At 71.3% G+C, this 16,740-nt stretch carries 13 protein-coding genes; 8 read left to right on the forward strand and 5 right to left on the reverse strand.

Annotation, left to right across the window (positions count from 1 at the left end):
- Genes ABD378_RS32165 through ABD378_RS32180 form a run of 4 tightly spaced genes read left to right on the forward strand, consistent with a single transcriptional unit; the run spans position 1 to position 5,449 of the window.
- Entirely contained in the window at positions 1-2,913 is a 2,913-nt protein-coding gene (locus ABD378_RS32165) for a bifunctional acetate--CoA ligase family protein/GNAT family N-acetyltransferase (protein WP_344526655.1), read from the forward strand.
- A 42-nt stretch (positions 2,914-2,955) separates the two neighbouring features.
- Positions 2,956-3,552: a DUF5998 family protein gene (locus tag ABD378_RS32170; RefSeq protein WP_344526657.1), complete on the forward strand. Its 597-nt coding sequence runs from the start codon at positions 2,956-2,958 to the stop codon at positions 3,550-3,552.
- Positions 3,552-4,745 carry an alkaline phosphatase family protein gene (locus tag ABD378_RS32175; protein ID WP_344526659.1) on the forward strand — a complete coding sequence of 398 codons (1,194 nt, stop codon included), beginning with the start codon at positions 3,552-3,554 and terminating at the stop codon, positions 4,743-4,745. Before ABD378_RS32170 ends, ABD378_RS32175 begins: the two co-directional genes overlap by 1 nt.
- A 53-nt stretch (positions 4,746-4,798) precedes the next feature.
- The gene (locus ABD378_RS32180; protein ID WP_344526660.1) at positions 4,799-5,449 is read left to right on the forward strand and encodes a thymidine kinase; all 651 of its coding nucleotides are present in this window, start codon (positions 4,799-4,801) and stop codon (positions 5,447-5,449) included.
- A 66-nt stretch (positions 5,450-5,515) separates the two neighbouring features.
- Here the strand turns inward: ABD378_RS32180 and ABD378_RS32185 are convergent, their stop codons facing one another.
- Entirely contained in the window at positions 5,516-6,988 is a 1,473-nt protein-coding gene (locus tag ABD378_RS32185; protein ID WP_344526662.1) for an NCS2 family permease, read from the reverse strand.
- A gap of 334 nt (positions 6,989-7,322) precedes the next feature.
- Between ABD378_RS32185 and ABD378_RS32190 the strand changes: the two genes are divergently transcribed.
- On the forward strand, positions 7,323-7,955 hold the full coding sequence (locus ABD378_RS32190) for a helix-turn-helix transcriptional regulator (RefSeq protein ID WP_344526663.1): 633 nt from the start codon (positions 7,323-7,325) through the stop codon (positions 7,953-7,955).
- A 25-nt stretch (positions 7,956-7,980) separates the two neighbouring features.
- Here ABD378_RS32190 and ABD378_RS32195 read toward each other — a convergent pair whose 3' ends face one another.
- Positions 7,981-8,787 (reverse strand): VOC family protein, encoded by an 807-nt coding sequence (locus tag ABD378_RS32195; protein WP_344526665.1) that lies wholly within the window; start codon positions 8,785-8,787, stop codon positions 7,981-7,983.
- 320 nt (positions 8,788-9,107) lie between these two features.
- Between ABD378_RS32195 and ABD378_RS32200 the strand changes: the two genes are divergently transcribed.
- Entirely contained in the window at positions 9,108-9,962 is an 855-nt protein-coding gene (locus tag ABD378_RS32200; RefSeq protein ID WP_344526667.1) for a sulfurtransferase, read from the forward strand.
- A gap of 102 nt (positions 9,963-10,064) precedes the next feature.
- Here ABD378_RS32200 and sepH read toward each other — a convergent pair whose 3' ends face one another.
- Positions 10,065-11,168: a septation protein SepH gene (gene sepH, locus ABD378_RS32205; RefSeq protein WP_344526669.1), complete on the reverse strand. Its 1,104-nt coding sequence runs from the start codon at positions 11,166-11,168 to the stop codon at positions 10,065-10,067.
- Positions 11,169-11,630: 462 nt separating this feature from the next.
- On the opposite strand from sepH, the gene ABD378_RS32210 reads away from it, so the two are divergent.
- Positions 11,631-12,875: a hypothetical protein gene (locus ABD378_RS32210; RefSeq protein ID WP_344526671.1), complete on the forward strand. Its 1,245-nt coding sequence runs from the start codon at positions 11,631-11,633 to the stop codon at positions 12,873-12,875.
- Between the two features lie 25 nt (positions 12,876-12,900).
- Here the strand turns inward: ABD378_RS32210 and ABD378_RS32215 are convergent, their stop codons facing one another.
- Positions 12,901-14,229: a D-arabinono-1,4-lactone oxidase gene (locus ABD378_RS32215; protein ID WP_344526673.1), complete on the reverse strand. Its 1,329-nt coding sequence runs from the start codon at positions 14,227-14,229 to the stop codon at positions 12,901-12,903.
- Positions 14,180-15,427, reverse strand: a complete 1,248-nt coding sequence (locus ABD378_RS32220) for an MFS transporter (RefSeq protein ID WP_344526676.1) — start codon at positions 15,425-15,427, stop codon at positions 14,180-14,182. Before ABD378_RS32220 ends, ABD378_RS32215 begins: the two co-directional genes overlap by 50 nt.
- 167 nt (positions 15,428-15,594) lie before the next feature.
- Here ABD378_RS32220 and ABD378_RS32225 point away from each other — a divergent pair, with 167 nt between their 5' ends.
- Positions 15,595-16,722 carry a ferrochelatase gene (locus ABD378_RS32225; protein WP_344526678.1) on the forward strand — a complete coding sequence of 376 codons (1,128 nt, stop codon included), beginning with the start codon at positions 15,595-15,597 and terminating at the stop codon, positions 16,720-16,722.
- Positions 16,723-16,740 lie beyond the last annotated feature (18 nt).

The raw sequence follows: 16,740 nt of genomic DNA on the forward strand, positions 1-16,740 counted from the left end.
ATGCAGACCCCGTCGGACCGGCACGCATACCCCTCCCACTGGGAAGCCGATGTCGTCCTGCGTGACGGAGGCACCGCCCGGATCAGGCCCATCACGGCCGAGGACGCGGACCGCCTGGTCAGCTTCTACGAACAGGTGTCGGACGAGTCGAAGTACTACCGCTTCTTCGCGCCCTACCCCCGTCTGTCCGCCAAGGACGTGCACCGCTTCACCCATCACGACCAGGTGGACCGGGTGGGTCTCGCGGCCACCGTGGGCGGCGAGTTCATCGCGACCGTACGCTTCGACCGCATCGACTCCCGGGGCATGTCCGCGAGCGCGCCCGCCGACGAGGCCGAGGTCGCCTTCCTCGTGCAGGACGCCCACCAGGGCAGGGGCGTCGCCTCCACCCTCCTCGAACACATCGCCGCCGTCGCCAGGGAGCGCGGCATCCGCCGCTTCGCCGCCGAGGTGCTGCCCGCCAACACCAAGATGATCAAGGTGTTCACGGACGCGGGCTACCAGCAGAAACGCAGCTTCGAGGACGGCGTCGTACGTCTCGAATTCGATCTGGAGCCGACCGACCGCTCGCTCGCCGTGCAGCGCGCGCGTGAGCAGCGCGCCGAGGCGCGGTCGGTTCAGCGACTGCTCACGCCGAAGTCGGTCGCCGTGATCGGCGTCGGGCGCACGCCGGGCGGCGTGGGGCGCAGCGTGCTCCGGAATCTGCGCGAGGCGGGCTTCACGGGGCGCCTGTACGCGGTGAACAGCGCCTTCGACTTCGAGGAAGGGAAGGGCGCCGAGGTCGACGGGGTGCCCGCGTACCGCTCCGTGCGGGACATCGACGAGACCGTCGAGCTCGCCGTCGTGACCGTGCCCGCCGAGCGGGTGCCGCAGGCCGTCGCCGAGTGCGGTGAGCGCGAGGTGCCAGGCCTGGTCGTGATCTCCGCCGGGTACGCGGAGAGCGGTCCCGAAGGCCGTGAGCGGCAGCGCGAACTGGTGCGCCAGGCGCGGTCGTACGGCACGCGCATCCTCGGTCCGAACGCCTTCGGGGTCATCAATACGTCGCCGGACGTGCGGCTCAACGCGTCGCTGGCCCCGCATCCTCCCGAGCGCGGCAGGATCGGCCTCTTCACGCAGTCCGGCGCGATCGGCATCGCGCTCCTCTCCGGGCTCCACCGGCGCGGTGCGGGCCTTTCGACCTTCGTGAGCGCGGGCAACCGCGCGGATGTGTCCGGCAATGACGTGCTGCAGTACTGGTACGAGGACCCGGACACCGATGTCGCCCTGATGTACCTCGAATCCATCGGCAACCCGCGCAAGTTCACGCGGCTCGCCCGGCGGGCGGCGTCGGCCAAGCCGCTGGTCGTGGTCCAGGGGGCGCGGCACAGCGGGATCGCGCCCACGGGGCACGCGGTGCAGGCCACGCGGCTTCCGCATGCCACGGTGTCGGCGCTGCTGCGCCAGGCGGGGGTCATCCGGGTCGACACCGTCACCGAGATGGTGGACGCGGGGCTGCTGCTCGCGGGGCAGCCGTTGCCCTCCGGGCCGCGGGTGGCGATTCTCGGCAACTCCGAGTCGCTCGGGCTTCTCACGTACGACGCATGCGTCGCCGATGGGCTGCGGCCGCTGCCGCCCCGGGATCTGACCACCGGGGCCACCCCGGGCGACTTCCGGGCGGCGCTTGCCGAGGCGTTGTCGGACGACACCTGCGACGCGGTGATCGTCACGGCGATCCCCTGGGTGGGGGAGGACGGGGCCACGGGGTCGCCCGAGGGCGAGGAGCTTGCCGCCGCGCTGCGGGCGGCGGCTGCCGGGTGCCCGGCGAAGCCCATTGCCGTGGTGCACGTGGAACTCGGCGGGCTCGCCGAAGCGTTGGCCGCCGCCACGCGGACTCGCCCTGACGCTGCTGTACCTGCACCCGGCAGCAGGGGCTGTGCCCACCCGTCCCGCCCTGCGGGACGCCTGCCCACAGCGGAGGCGGCGTCAGAGGATGCGCCCGCCGCGCCCGCCGCAACGACGGCGGGGAACGCGGTGCCCCAAGACCGCCCGAGCCCGGCGCAGCCGTCCCGTATCCCCGCCTACCCCGCTGCCGAGCGTGCCGTCCGGGCGCTCGCCGAAGCCGTGAAGTACGCCCAGTGGCGGCGCGAGGCGAGGGAGCCCGGCAAGGTCCATGAGTACGAGGACATCGACGAGAGCGGCGCCGCCCGGCGGATCGGCGAGCTCCTCGCCGCGCAGGGCGACCCGCGCGGCGCCACCCTCGCCCAGGACGACGCCCGCGAACTGCTCGGGCGCTACGGCATCGACGTACGGGACGCCCTGCCCGCGCCCGACCCGGACGCGGCCGTGGCAGCCGCCCATGCGCTCGGCTACCCCGTGGCGCTCAAGACCACGGCCCCGCACCTGCGCCACCGCGCCGACCTCGGCGGCGTGCGCCTGGACCTCGCGGACGAAGAGCAACTGCGCCGCGCCTACGTAGAATTGACCGACGCCTTCGGCAAGCCCGCCGAGCTGCGGCCCGTCGTACAGGCGATGGCGCCCCGCGGCGTCGACACCGTCGTCCGCGCGGTCATCGACCCGGCGGCCGGAGCGGTGCTCTCGTTCGGGCTCGCGGGCGCCGCGTCCGAGCTGCTCGGCGACACCGGGCACCGGCTGATCCCGGTCACTGAGCGCGACGCGGGCTCCCTGGTCAGATCCATCCGGACCGCCCCGCTCCTCTTCGGCTGGCGCGGCTCGGCACCCGTGGACACCCCGGCCCTGGAGGAGCTGCTCCAGCGGGTGTCCCGCCTCGTGGACGATCACCCCGAGGTGGTCGCCGTGTCGCTGGAGCCCGTGGTCGTCGCCCAGCGCGGCCTCTCCGTGCTCGGCGCCTCCGTGCGGCTCGCGCCGCCGCCCGCCCGCGACGACCTCGGCCCGCGGGCCCTGCCCGGGTACTGAGGCGGCCACTGGGGCACCGTGTGCCCTCCGCCGGGTCGTAGGATGGACGGCATGGCAAAGACCGGTACGACGACCCAGGGGCTGCGCGCGGCGATCGAGCGCAGCGGCTACTACCCGGCCCTCGTGGCCGAGGCGGTGGAGGCCGCGATCGGCGGCGAGCCCATCGGGTCGTACCTGGTCCACCAGGAGACGACGTTCGACGCGAACGAAGTGCGCCGTCACGTGACGGTCCTCGTCCTGACCGGCAACCGCTTCATCGTCAGCCACACCGACGAGCAGGCGGCGGACAGCACGTCCCCGACCCCGTACGCGACGACCTCCACGGAGTCCGTGAAAATCGGCCGGATCTCATCGGTCGTCGTCAGCAGGGTCGTCGCCAACCCCGAGAAGTACGTCCCGGGCTCGCTGCCCCGCGAGGTCGTCCTGACCATCGGCTGGGGCGCTGTGGCGCGCATCGACCTGGAGCCCGCCGCCTGCGGCGACCCCAACTGCGAGGCGGACCACGGCTACACCGGCAGCTCCACCGCCGACGACCTCAGCCTCCGTGTCAGTGAGGCGGGCGACGGCCCGGACACCGTGCGCCAGACCCTGGCCTTCGCGCAGGCGCTGTCCGAGGCGACCGCGGACACCGCCCGCTGATGTCCCTGCCCGCCTGGGACGACGTACAGCCGCTCTCCCTCGACTCCGCGCCCCTGCCCGAGTACGGCGTCGGCTCGCTCGCCGACCTGCTGCCCACGCTCGTCTCCCACCAGGGCGTCGAGGGCTTCGCGCCCGTCATCCCGGAACTCGCCCCGGCCGACCGGAACTGCGTCTTCCTGATCGACGGCCTCGGCTGGGAGCAGCTCCGCGCCCACCCGGCAGACGCGCCCTTCCTGACCTCGCTCATCAGTTCATCCCGCGGCGGTACGGGACGTCCGATCACCGCGGGCTTCCCCGCCACCACCGCGACCTCCCTGGCCTCGGTCGGCACGGGCCTGCCGCCCGCGTCACACGGCCTGCCCGGCTACGCCGTCCGTAACCCCGCCACCGGCGAGCTGATGAACCAGCTCCGCTGGAACCCGTGGACGGACCCGCGCAAGTGGCAGCCGTACCCCACCGTCTTCCAGCGGGCCCACGCGGCGGGCGTGCACACCGCCCAGGTGTCGTCCCCGACCTTCGAGAACACCCCGCTCACCAAGATCGCGCTGAGCGGCGGCAGCTTCCGGGGCAAGCTCTCCGGCGAGGAGCGCATGGACCTCGCGGCCGAGCAACTGGGCGCGGGTGACCGGTCGCTGGTCTACACGTACTACGCGGAAGTGGACGGCAAGGGCCACCGCTTCGGCGTCGACTCCGACGCCTGGCGCGGCCAGCTCATGTACGTCGACCGCCTCGTCCAGCGCCTGGCCGAGCAACTCCCGCCGCGCAGCGCCCTGTACGTCACCGCCGACCACGGCATGCTCGACATCCCCTTCGACGAGCAGTCCCGCATCGACTTCGACGAGGACTGGGAGCTGCGCGCCGGCGTCGCCCTCCTCGGTGGCGAGGGACGCGCCCGCCATGTGTACGCGGTGCCGGGCGCCGAGAACGACGTCCTGACCGTCTGGCGCGAGGTGCTCGGCGAGCAGTTCTGGGTGGCGAGCCGGGACGAGGCGATCGCCGCGGGCTGGTTCGGCCCGCCCGGCGCCGTCGACGAGCGGGTGTATCGGCGCATCGGAGATGTCATCGCGGCGGCCCACGACGACGTGGCGATCATCGCCACCCAGAAGGAGCCGAAGGAGTCCGCCCTCGTCGGCATGCACGGCTCCATGACCCCCGTCGAGCAGCTCGTGCCGCTGATCGAAGTACGCTCCTGACCGGACTTCCGGTGCCACTGTCCCCTCGTACGCCTCGAAAGGCTCAACTTCCCATGCCCGAGCTGGTGTTCTTCTCCGGAACGATGGACTGCGGAAAGAGCACCCTGGCTCTGCAGATCGAGCACAACCGCTCGGCCCGTGGCCTGAAGGGGATGATCTTCACCCGTGACGACCGCGCGGGGGAGGGAAAGCTCTCCTCGCGGCTCGGCCTCGTCACGGACGCGACCGAGGCCGCGGACGACTTCGACTTCTACGCCCATCTCGTCGACCACCTCTCGCAGGGCGGACGAGCGGACTACGTGATCGCGGACGAGGCGCAGTTCCTCGCCCCCGGGCAGATCGACCAGCTGGCGCGTGTCGTCGACGACCTGGGCCTGGACGTCTTCGCCTTCGGCATCACCACGGACTTCCGCTCCAAGCTCTTCCCCGGGTCGCAGCGTCTGGTCGAACTCGCCGACCGTGTCGAGGTGCTGCAGGTCGAGGCCCTGTGCTGGTGCGGCGCCCGTGCCACGCACAACGCCCGCACCATAGGCGGCGCGATGGTCGTCGAAGGCGCCCAGGTCGTCGTCGGCGACGTCAACCACGCGGCGGACGAGGTGGGTTACGAGGTGCTGTGCCGCCGTCACCACAGGCGCCGGATGACGAGCGCCACGGCGCACGCGGCCGCCCTCTCCCCCGATGTGCTGCCTGTCGCCTCTGCCTGACCAGTGCCCCGGCGGTGACACCCGTGCGCGTCACCGCCGAGGCCGCCCGGCGACCGGAGTCCCGGGTCACTTCACCCCGAGCAGTTGCTCCAGCGGATCGATGGCGAAGTAGACGAGGAAGAGGGTCGCCGTGCCCCACAGCAGCCAGTGGACCTCACGGGCCTTGCCCAGGCAGGCCTTGATGGCGACGTACGAGACGAACCCGGCGCCGATGCCGTTGGTGATGGAGTACGTGAACGGCATGACCGCGATGGTCAGGAACGCCGGGACGGCCAGTTCGTAGCGGTCCCAGTCGATGTGCTTGACCTGGGTCATCATCAGGAATCCGACCGCGACGAGAGCGGGCGACGCGGCCTGCATGGGCACCATGGTCAGGACCGGGGTCAGGAACAGGGCGAGGCCGAACAGGCCGCCTGTGACCAGGTTCGCGAAGCCGGTGCGGGCGCCTTCTCCGACACCGGCCGCCGACTCGATGTACGTGGTGGCGGAGGACGACGAGGACGCACCACCCGCGACGGCCGCCGCACCGTCGATGAGCAGCACACGGCCCAGGCCGGGGACCTGGCCGCGCTCGTCGAGGAGACCTGCCTCGGCCGTGACGCCGACGATGGTGCCCATCGTGTCGAAGAAGTCCGACAGGATGAGGGTGAAGACGAGCAGGACCACCGTGAGGACGCTCACCTGCCCGAAGGAGCCGAACAGGTCGAAGTCGCCGAGGAGGGCGAAGTCGGGTGCGGCGATGGGCTTGTCGGGCATCGACGGCGCGGTCAGGCCCCACGACTTCACGTCGGCGATCCCGTTGACGACCACGGCAAGGACCGTTGTCACCACGATGCTGATGAGGATGGCGCCCCTCACCTTGCGGGCGAGCAGTACGACCGTCAGGAGCACACCGAGGCAGAACACGAGCATGGGCCAGCCGGTCAGTGAGCCGGTGCCGAGCTGGACGGGCACGGTGCTGTTCGCGGCGTCCGGGACACGGGTGACGAACCCCGCGTCGACGAAGCCGATGAATGCGATGAACAGGCCGATCCCGACGCTGATGGCCTGCTTGAGCGGCTGTGGGATGGCGTGCATGATGGCCTCGCGCAAGCCGGTCATCACCAGGAGGCAGATCAGCAGGCCTTCGAGCACGATGAGGCCCATCGCGTCGTCCCAGCTCATCAGCGGCGCGATCTGGAACGCCACGACGGCATTGATGCCCAGGCCCGCGGCCAGGGCGAGCGGCAGATTGCCGCCGACGCCCATGATCAGGGTCATCACCGCGGCCACGAGAGCCGTGGCGGTCACCAGTTGGGCCGCATCCAGCTGGTTGCCGAACTTGTCCTCGGTGCTGCCGAGGATGATCGGGTTGAGCACCAGGATGTACGCCATGGTGAAGAACGTGGCGAATCCGCCGCGTATCTCCCTGCCATACGTCGAACCCCGTTCGGTTATGCGGAAGAACCGGTCGAGCGGGCCGCCGGGATACGTCGGTGGGGCGTCGGCGGGGCCTGGCCGGCCGAGCGGCCCGGAGGGGCCTGTCGCGCTGGTCGTCATGAGCGTTTCTCCTGGACCGAGAGAGGGGGACGTGTGACGGAGAGGGCGCCGAGGAGCATGCGCGCGGTATTGGGGGAACGCACATGCGGCGCCTCGCGAGCGGATCATACGGGGGGCCGTCACGCCCTCGACTCCGGCCTCATTACCGGGTAGTAAAGGGCCGTTGAGCTCTTGTGACTTCCTACGAACTTGACTGCGACGCTTGCGCGAAAACCGAAACAAACGCGACAGGTGACGTGGAGTTAACGGCCGTAACTCCATAGTGTCTGGCCCCGTGCACCCACCACCACCGTTCAATGCCCGGGCTGCCCGGCTGCTCCGCGAAAAGCTCGATATGGCCCCCGGCCACGTCGCCTACGGCATGCGTGTCTCGTACGGCTTGGAGTACGTCTCGCCGGACCACGTCACCGCGTGGGAGCAGGGCAGGGCGGTGCCCACGTCGAACGAGCTCGCCGCGCTGGCCGGTGCGTTGTGGTGCGCCCCCCATGAACTCATCGGCGCCCCGCGGTCCCTGCGGGACCACCGCCTCGCGTGCGGGCTCGCCATCGAGGACGTGGCCCGGGTCACCGGCCTCGACGTGCGTGCCTACCAGCACATGGAAGAGACCAACACGTGGACGGGGAACCGGCGCCAGTCGGCCCATCTCGGTTCCGTGCTGAAGCTGGGGCCACGGGATTTCGTGGCCGTCACCGGCCTTGAGGACGAACTCGCCCGACTGCTCGTGGAAGCCGTGAGCACACGCTGGCAGGCGCATATTCGCCCTATCGCCAAGCTGCTCTCCATGGATCGCCACGACCTGCAGGAGCCCCTCAAGGCCATGCACCAGGAGTACCAGTCCCTCCTGACGGCCACCCTCGGCCGGGTCGGCAACGCCGCCGCATCGGGCGAGACGGGGCGGCGTTACCTGGAAGACATCGTCGACCACTTCTGGTCCAGGACCCCCGGCCGTGATTCCGGCGGGGCGTGACGATACGGCCGACAGGCCTGTGGGGTCAGCTCTCCGAGTGCACGAGCGTGAAGACCGCGCCCTCCGGGTCGGCGACCGTGGCCACACGCCCGTGGCTGCCCGCACGCGCGGGCTTGACGACATGGCCGCCGAGTTCGATGACCCGCTCCACCGACTCGTCCACGTCGGCCACTTCGAAGTACGTCATCCAGTGCGCGCCCCGGTCCCGCGGCAAGGCCTGGCCCACGCCGTGCACCGCGGCCACGGGCCGTCCTTCGACCTGGAGCGTCACATAGTCGAAGTCGGCCGAGACGACCGCCTCTTCGGTGTATCCGAAGACCGCTTGGTAGAACTTGACGACGCCCGCCGTCTCCGGGGTCAGCAGTTCGTTCCACGCGGGCGTACCGGGCTCCCCGACCAGGGCGGCGCCCAGATGCTCCGCCGCCTGCCAGATCCCGAACACCGCGCCCGCGGGGTCCACCGCGATGGCCATCCGCCCGGCCGGGCCCGCGTCCAGCGGGCCGACACCGATCGTGCCGCAGCAGTGCCGCACGGCCTCGGCCGTCGCGTCCACGTCGTCCGATGCCAGGTACGGAGTCCAGGCGATCGGCAGATGGTGGTCGGGCGGCAGCTGGCCGATCCCGGCGACCTCGTGGCCGTCGAGCAGCGCCCGTACGTAGGGCCCGAGTTGCTCAGGGCCGGGCCGGAACTCCCAGCCGAACAACGCTCCGTAGAACTCCTGGGTCGCGGCCAGGCCATGTGCCATCAGGCTCACCCAGGTGGGTGTGCCGGGCGCGCGGCGGACGGCCCCCAAGCCGTCACGCTGACCCGTCGACCCCCATGCCTCCGTCATCGTCACTCTCTCCTCGGCCCGTCATGGTGGCCGCTCGGCTTCCGCTTTCGAACGCACGTACCCATGCCGTGCGTTTGCCCGCCCGTGCAGATGCTCGCACCACCTGAGGCGCCGCGCGCTCCGGCCGCGCCGCTTACCCCGGCTCCGCCCAGAGGATGCCCGGTTTGCCGCTTCTCATCCGTTAACGCGCGATTGCTCGGTGGTGTCGTTCGGCAGTACACGCCGTGCCCGGTCCTGTACGCCGCGTGTTCGGTGGTCGTCCGGCGGCAGGGTAGCCGGACCTGGCCGCCGCGGCCACCCCGTGCGCAAGGATGGAGCCCATGAATGCCATCATCTCCGCATCCGAACTCGCGAGCGACTCGGCGGGCGAGAACCCGCCAGTGCTCCTGGACATCCGCTGGCAGCTGAGCACCGCCAAGGCGCCGGGCGCCCCCGACTTCGACGGTCGGGCCGAATACGAGAAGGGGCACATCCCCGGTGCCGTCTTCGTCGATCTGGACGCCGATCTCGCGGGCCCGGCGGGCCCGGCCGGACGGCACCCCCTGCCGGACGTGGAGCGCTTCGGAGCGGTGATGCGGGCGGCCGGGGTCTCGGCGGACCGTGACGTCGTCGTGTACGACGGCGGGCAGGGCTGGGCCGCCGCACGCGCCTGGTGGCTGCTGCGCTGGACGGGGCACCCCTCGGTGCGGGTGCTCGACGGCGGCCTCGCGGCGTGGAGCGGCCCGCTGAAGGCGGGGGACGAGCGCCCGGCGGCCGAGGGCTCGTTCGTCCCCGAGACGAACACCACGGACCTCCTGGACGCCGACGCGGTGGCGGCCCTGGCCCGCTCCGGGCTGCTCCTGGACGCCCGCGCGGCCGAGCGCTACCGCGGTGACGTCGAGCCGATCGACCGCGTCGGCGGCCACATCCCGGGTGCGGTCTCCGCGCCGACCACGGAGAACGTCACGGAGGACGGCACCTTCAGGCCGGCCGCCGACCTCGCGGCCCGCTTCAACTCCCTGGGCGCCTCCGGCACTTCCGAGGTCGGCGTCTACTGCGGCTCCGGTGTGTCCGGCGCCCACGAGGTGCTCGCGCTCGCGGTGGCGGGCATCCCGGCGTCGCTGTACGTCGGCTCGTGGTCGGAGTGGTCGTCGGACGAGTCCCGTCCGGTGGCCAAGGGGCCGGACCCGCAGTAGTCGGCCGTCCGTCCGTAAATGACCGGGGCCCCGCACCGTGCAGGTGCGGGGCCCCGGCCCACGATGACGAACGCCGAACGCCGAACGACGAACGCCGAAGCGCTACTCCTGCTTCTTGCGGCGTGTCCCGAAGACGATCTCGTCCCAGCTCGGCACCGCGGCACGCCGCCCGGGGCGGACGCCGTCGGCCTCCGCCTGACGGTCGGTGGTGCCGACGAGGCGGTCTCGGTGGCTGGCCACCGAGCGCGGCATCAGGACGTCCGCGTACGCGGAACCCGCGCCGGCGGACGCTGCCGGGGGCTCCTCGGCCTCCGGGTCCTGCTCGGGCTCCTCCGTGGGCGGCAGATCCGTGGGCGGCAGCGCGGGGCGCTCCGGCACGATCATGTCGCCGCGGAAGCTCGGCACCGCCTCCAGGAGGCTGGTGAGCGAGTCCCGCTCGGACTCCGAGACGGCCGCGGTCGCGGTCGCTCCGGTGGCCGTGTTCTCCTCCGGGGGCTCCGGGGGCGGCGGCGCGCTCGGGCGTTCCAACTGCCGGTCCAGGGCGCGGTCCAGCGGCCGGTCGAGCGAGGGCCTGTCCCGGGGCAGCCGGGCGATGCGCGGCACGAACGGGAAGCTGGGCTCGGGCGCGGTGATGTCGTCCGTCTCGCCGATCAGCGAGCGCGCCTCGTCGTCCACGGCCTGCACGAGCCGCCGTGGCGGGTCGTACGTCCAGCTCGCGGAGTGCGGCTCGGTCGCGACGCGGTAGACGAGCAGGACCTCCCAAGTGCCGTCGTCGCGGCGCCAGGAGTCCCACTGGACGGTTTCCTTGTCGGCGCCGCGCAGGAGCAGTCGCTCCGATACGGCTTCGCCGAGCTGGGGTCCGGTGTTCTCGCCGGGACGGCGCACGGGGGTCTTCCGGGCCCGCTCGGCCATGAAGGCGCGCTCGGCGAGCACGGGTCCTTCGAAGCGGCGGACGCGATCGACGGGGATTCCGGCGAGCGAGGCGACTTCCTCCGCGCTGGCACCGGCACGTATACGCGCCTGGATGTCACGGGGGCGGAGGTGGCTCTCCACCTCGATCTCGATCTGGCCGAGACGCGGACGGTCACCGCGCACCGCGGCGCGCAGCCGCTCGTCGATCGGAAGCGTGTACTCCGTGCTGTCCGCAGCCTTCAGCACCAGCCGTGTGCCGTCGTTGCTGACGGCCACGACACGCAGTTCGGGCATGGGGACCTCCCGGGTGGTGCCTGCCGACGTCACGTGCGTCGCTGCTTCCGCTAGTCGAGTGTGGCCTGCCCGGGTGCAGCCTGCCACAACCTTGCCGAGTTGCCCGGCGTGTCGGGCATGGGCCCAAGGCCGCCGTTATGGCACGGTTACCTTTTCGCAACTCTCAGTGACCATTTTGGTCACCCTGTGCAGCGAGCCCCCTCCCGGCGGTCCTGGAAGGCCCCGGGCACCCAGGTGGGAGACCGGACCCAGGGCTCGCAACAGTACTCCATTCGGGCCACGCGGGTGGTCCGCCGCGCCGCCGAACTTCTCGCAGGGGACGGGAGTTGGCGCCCACGGATACCCGGGCAGGGTGGTGCACGAGTGGCACACTTCACGGAATCTCCAGAAACGGAACTAACCACTAGACCCATACGTCCCTTTCTCGTGTAGTCAGTCGAGAAAGGCAGGCAAGGGTCGGAGATGCGTGAAAAGCCGGATTCCGGCACGGAGTCCAAGGGCCGGGATGAGCCGACGGAGAAGCGGCGCCTTGATCTGAGTCTGCCGCAGGTCGCGGGCAGCGCCGTGGCCGCCGTCGTGGGGGCGAAGCTCGCCGCCAGCTTCGGCGTCTACGGCACGATCCTCGGCGCCGGCCTGGTGAGCGTGGTCGCGACCTGCGGGGGCACGATCTTCCAGCACTTCTTCCGGCGCACGGGCGAGCAGATACGTGACGTCGCGGTGCAGGCCAAGCCACGGGCGCAGCAGGTTCCGTTGACCGACGGCTCTGGTGCGCCGGTGGCTGAGACGTTCAGAGCGGCGGCGTACACGGGAGCGGCGGCGCAGGCCGGGACGGGGCCCGTGACGACGACATGGGGGAGAACGGTCGAGCCGGTCGAGCCGGTCGAGCCGGACGCCACCTCGGTGCTGCCCGTTGACGGTGAAGCGGATCGCACGACCGTGCTGCCGGTGGCGGGCGCCGACGCCGACCGCACGACCTTGTTGCCCGTGACGGGCAACGACGCCGACCGCACGGCCCTGCTGCCGGTGGCGGGCTCCGACGCCGACGCCGAGAAGACGCAGATGCTCGGGTCGGTCGATGCCACGCAGATGGTGCCCCGGGACGACGCGACGCGCGTGCTGCGGCAGGCGGCTCCGGTCGTGCCGGCCGAGCCGTTGGGACCGCCGCTTCCCTCGGAAGAGTTCACCGGCGCCACCACGCATCGCACGGAGATCCGTAGCTGGAAGCGGCCGTTGATCGCGGCGGCGGTGGTCTTCGGGGTCGCCATGGCCGGCATCACGACGTACGAGATCGTCTCCGGCGAGGACTTCAGCGGGGGCCACGGCACCACGATCAGCAACAGCTTCACGGGCAGGAACAGCTCCCCGGACCAGCCGTCCGCACCGTCGGCCGACCCCTCCGGGCGGCCGTCCGACGGCGCGTCCACCGGCACGGACCACGACGGTTCGCAGCAGGGCGGCGACGCGTCGCAGGAGCCGGACGGGGCGAACTCGCAGACGCCGGACAACGGCAACGACTCGGACTCCGGTTCGAAGGACGACCCCGACAAGGGAACGGACTCCGGCACGGGCTCCGGGGACGACGACGGTTCCAAGACGGACCCGACTCCCACGCCTACCCCCACCCCGACTCCGACGCCGACCCCGTCGAGCGGTGGCGACACCGACAGCGGAAGCGACGTACAGCAGGGAGAGACCGCCGCCCCGTAGGCGGCGGTCGGCCGCCCGGGCCGCCTCAGTCGCCCAGGACGCGGCGCAAGTAGTCGTTGCCGAACAGGCGGTCCGGGTCCAGGCGGTCGCGCACGGCCGTGAACTCAGCGAAGCGCGGATAGACCTGCGAGAAGTAGCCGGCGTCCCGGGTGTGGATCTTGCCCCAGTGGGGCCGGCCCTCGTGCGCGGTGAAGATCCGCTCGGCGGCCGTGAAGTACGCCTGATAGGGCGTGCCCCGGTACATGTGCACGGCGATGTACGCGCTCTCCCGGCCCGAGGCGGTGGAGAGCGCGATGTCGTCCGCGGGGGCCGTACGGACCTCTACGGGGAAGCTGATCCGCAGATTCGAGCGCTCCACCATCGTCTTCAGCTCGCGCAGGGTCTCGACGAGGGCCGCACGCGGGACCGCGTACTCCATCTCCATGAAGCGCACGCGGCGCGGGCTTGTGAAGACCTTGTAGGGAATGTCCGTGTAGGTGCGGGCGGAGAGCGCCTTGCTGGAGATCTTGGCGATGCCGGGGATGGTCGCGGGGACGGCCCTGCCGAGCGTGTTGACCACCTGGAAGAGGCCGTTGGAGAGAATTTCGTCCTCTACGAAGGCGCTGACCTTGCCGGGCGGGGCGGCGGGGCCCGCGCTGCGGTTGTTGCGCTTGGTGGTGCAGTTTCCGGTGTGCGGGAACCAGTAGAACTCGAAGTGCTCGTTCTCGGCGTAGAGCGCGTCGAACTCGCTGGTGACCTTGTCGAAGGTCATCGGCTCCTCACGGGCGGTGAGGAAGAAAACGGGCTCTACGGAGAAGGTGATCGCGCTGATCACGCCGAGTGCGCCGAGGCCGATCCTGGCCGCCGCGAAGACCTCGGGATTCTCCTTCTCGGAGCAGGTGAGGACCGTGCCGTCCGCGGTGACCAGCTCAAGTGCCGTGATCTGTGCGGATATCGACGCCGAATCGCGGCCCGTGCCGTGCGTTCCGGTGCTGGTCGCGCCGGAGACCGTCTGCTCCATGATGTCGCCCATGTTCGTGAGCGACAGGCCTTCGCGGGCGAGCGCCGCGTTCAGGCGCTTCAGCGGAGTCCCCGCTTCCACGGTGACGGTGCCTGCCTCGCGGTCGATCCTGCGGATGCCGGTGAGGAGTTCGGGGCGTATCAGGAGGCCGTCGGTCGCCGCGGTCGCCGTGAAGGAGTGGCCGGTGCCGACCGGCTTCACCTTCAGGCCGTCCTCCTTGGCCTGACGCAGCGCGTCGCGGAGCTCGTCCACCGACGCGGGGGTGGCCTCCCTGGCGGGGCGTGCGGTGACGTTGCCCGCCCAGTTACGCCACGCCGCTGTGCTCTTCCCGCTGCTGCCCGCTGCCGTGCTCATGGGTCCCTCCCCGTTGCGGAACCGGCTTCTTCAGCCGGCGATACCCAAGGAACCCGACCGCCACCGCGACGGCCCCGGAAAGACCGGGGACCGCGTACCCGGCGTCCGATCCGGCCGCGTCGATGACCCAGCCGGCCGCTGAGGAGCCGAGCGCGACGCCGACCATGAGTCCGGTGCTCACCCAGGTCATGCCCTCGGTCAGCTTCGCGCGTGGTACGTGCTGTTCGACGAGGGCCATCGTCGTGATCATGGTCGGTGCTATGGAGAGGCCCGCGATGAACAACGCCACGGCCAGAAACGGCAGGTTCCCGACCAACTGAAGCGGGATCATACTCACGGCCATCGCACAGACACCCAGCAGCCACCTGGGTGCGGGAGCACCCTTGAAGTGCAGAAGCCCGAAGGCCGCCCCGGCCACGCAGGAGCCGAGCGCGTACACCGCGAGCACCAGGCTCGCCGCCGCCTTGTGGCCCTGGTCCTCGGCGTACGCCACGGTCACCACGTCGATGGACCCGAAGATCGCACCCGTCGCCACGAAGGTCGCGACCAGGACCTGAAGCCCTCCGGAGCGCAACGCCGAGCCCCTGGTGTGGTGTTCACGCCCGTGCGGCACGGGCTCGGTGGCCCGCTGGGCCGTCAGCCAGAAGACGCCCACTGCCAGGAAGACCCCGGCGAGCAGCGGCCCGGCCTCGGGGAACCACACCGTGGAGAGCCCGATCGAGATGATCGGCCCGAAGATGAAGCAGATCTCGTCCACCACGGACTCGAAGGAGTACGCGGTGTGCAGCTGCGGGGTGTCCCGGTAGAGGACCGCCCAGCGCGCCCTGATCATCGATCCCACGCTCGGCACGCAGCCGACGAGGGCGGCGAAGGCGAACAGCGTCCAGTCAGGGAGTTCGTACTTCGCGCAGAGCAGGAGCCCGGCGACCGCCGCCAGGGAGGCCAGGGTCGCGGGTCGCAGCACCCGGCGCTGGCCGTACCGGTCGACCAGGCGCGAGATCTGCGGGCCGATCGCGGCGCCGGAGAGGGCGACGGTCGCGGAGAGCGCGCCCGCAAGGCCGTACCGCCCCGTGAGCTGGGACACCATGGTCACGACGCCGATGCCCATCATCGACAGCGGCATCCGCCCGAGGAAGCCCGCCGTCGAGAACCCCTTGGTGCCGGGGGCGGCGAAGATGGCGCGGTAGGGGCTTGGCACGTGGGACTCCGCTGAGGCTCCGGGGCGGCTCCGTGCGGACCATGTGCGGACCACGTACGGAGCCGCCCCGGTAAGGCGTAAAGGTGGCCAATACAGCTTACGGCTCCGGTGGGACCGGACGCACCGTGATTTTCCGGCTGTCAGTGGCGGGTGGCAGGATCGGAGACATGTCCGATGCGCTCGATGCCTCTCCCTATGACGCCCTGCTGCTGCTCTCGTTCGGCGGCCCCGAAGGCCCCGACGACGTGGTCCCGTTCCTGGAGAACGTGACGCGGGGCCGCGGCATCCCCAAGGAGCGGCTCAAGGAGGTGGGGCAGCACTACTTCCTGTTCGGCGGGGTCAGCCCGATCAACGACCAGAACCGCGCCCTGCTCGACGCCCTGCGCAAGGACTTCGCGGAGCACGGCCTCGACCTTCCGGTCTACTGGGGCAACCGCAACTGGGCCCCCTATCTGACCGACACCCTGCGCGAGCTCGTCCAGGACGGCCACCGCCGCGTGCTCGTCCTCGCGACCAGCGCGTACGCGTCGTACTCGGGCTGCCGCCAGTACCGCGAGAACCTGGCGGACTCCCTCGCCGTGCTGGCCTCGGAGGGCCTTGAGGTGCCGCGCGTCGACAAGCTGCGGCACTACTTCAACCACCCCGGCTTCGTCCGCCCCATGATCGACGGCGTCCTGAAGTCCCTGGCCGAACTCCCCGGTGACGTACGCGAAGGGGCACACCTCGCCTTCACGACGCACTCCATCCCGACCGCGGCCGCCGACACCTCGGGGCGCGTCGAGGACCACGGGGACGGCGGCGCGTACGTCGAGGAGCACCTGGACGTGGCCCGGCTCATCGCCGATGCGGTGCGCGAGCAGACCGGCGTCGAGCACCCCTGGCAGCTCGTCTACCAGTCGCGCAGCGGCGCCCCGCACATCCCGTGGCTTGAGCCGGACATCTGTGATCACCTGGAGGAGCGGCACGCGGCCGGTGCACCCGCCGTCGTGATGGTCCCGATCGGCTTCGTCTCGGACCACATGGAGGTCCTTTACGACCTCGACACCGAGGCCGACGCGAAGGCCGCCGAGCTGGGCCTCCCGGTGCGCCGCTCGGCCACGGTCGGCGCGGACCCGCGGTTCGCCGCCGCGGTGCGCGACCTGGTCCTGGAGCGCGCCGCCACGGAGAGCGGGCGCGAGGTCGCGCCCTGCGCCCTGGGCGCGCTCGGACCGAGCCACGACCTGTGTCCGGTGGGCTGCTGCCCGGCCCGCGCCCCGAAGCCCGCGGCCGCGGGCGCCGACAGCCCGTACGCGTAAGGACCCCGACGTGACCGA

It is taken from the genome of Streptomyces rectiviolaceus, assembly GCF_039533825.1.
Taxonomy (GTDB): Bacteria; Actinomycetota; Actinomycetes; order Streptomycetales; family Streptomycetaceae; genus Streptomyces; species Streptomyces rectiviolaceus.

Bases quoted from the DNA above. Each gene is read 5' to 3' on its own strand.
- ABD378_RS32165 (WP_344526655.1), top strand. From the start codon at position 1: ATGCAGACCCCGTCGGACCGGCACGCATACCCCTCCCACTGGGAAGCC.
- ABD378_RS32170 (WP_344526657.1), top strand. From the start codon at position 2,956: ATGGACGGCATGGCAAAGACCGGTACGACGACCCAGGGGCTGCGCGCG.
- ABD378_RS32175 (WP_344526659.1), top strand. From the start codon at position 3,552: ATGTCCCTGCCCGCCTGGGACGACGTACAGCCGCTCTCCCTCGACTCC.
- ABD378_RS32180 (WP_344526660.1), top strand. From the start codon at position 4,799: ATGCCCGAGCTGGTGTTCTTCTCCGGAACGATGGACTGCGGAAAGAGC.
- ABD378_RS32185 (WP_344526662.1), bottom strand. From the start codon at position 6,988: ATGACGACCAGCGCGACAGGCCCCTCCGGGCCGCTCGGCCGGCCAGGC.
- ABD378_RS32190 (WP_344526663.1), top strand. From the start codon at position 7,323: ATGGCCCCCGGCCACGTCGCCTACGGCATGCGTGTCTCGTACGGCTTG.
- ABD378_RS32195 (WP_344526665.1), bottom strand. From the start codon at position 8,787: ATGACGGAGGCATGGGGGTCGACGGGTCAGCGTGACGGCTTGGGGGCC.
- ABD378_RS32200 (WP_344526667.1), top strand. From the start codon at position 9,108: ATGAATGCCATCATCTCCGCATCCGAACTCGCGAGCGACTCGGCGGGC.
- sepH (WP_344526669.1), bottom strand. From the start codon at position 11,168: ATGCCCGAACTGCGTGTCGTGGCCGTCAGCAACGACGGCACACGGCTG.
- ABD378_RS32210 (WP_344526671.1), top strand. From the start codon at position 11,631: ATGCGTGAAAAGCCGGATTCCGGCACGGAGTCCAAGGGCCGGGATGAG.
- ABD378_RS32215 (WP_344526673.1), bottom strand. From the start codon at position 14,229: ATGAGCACGGCAGCGGGCAGCAGCGGGAAGAGCACAGCGGCGTGGCGT.
- ABD378_RS32225 (WP_344526678.1), top strand. From the start codon at position 15,595: ATGTCCGATGCGCTCGATGCCTCTCCCTATGACGCCCTGCTGCTGCTC.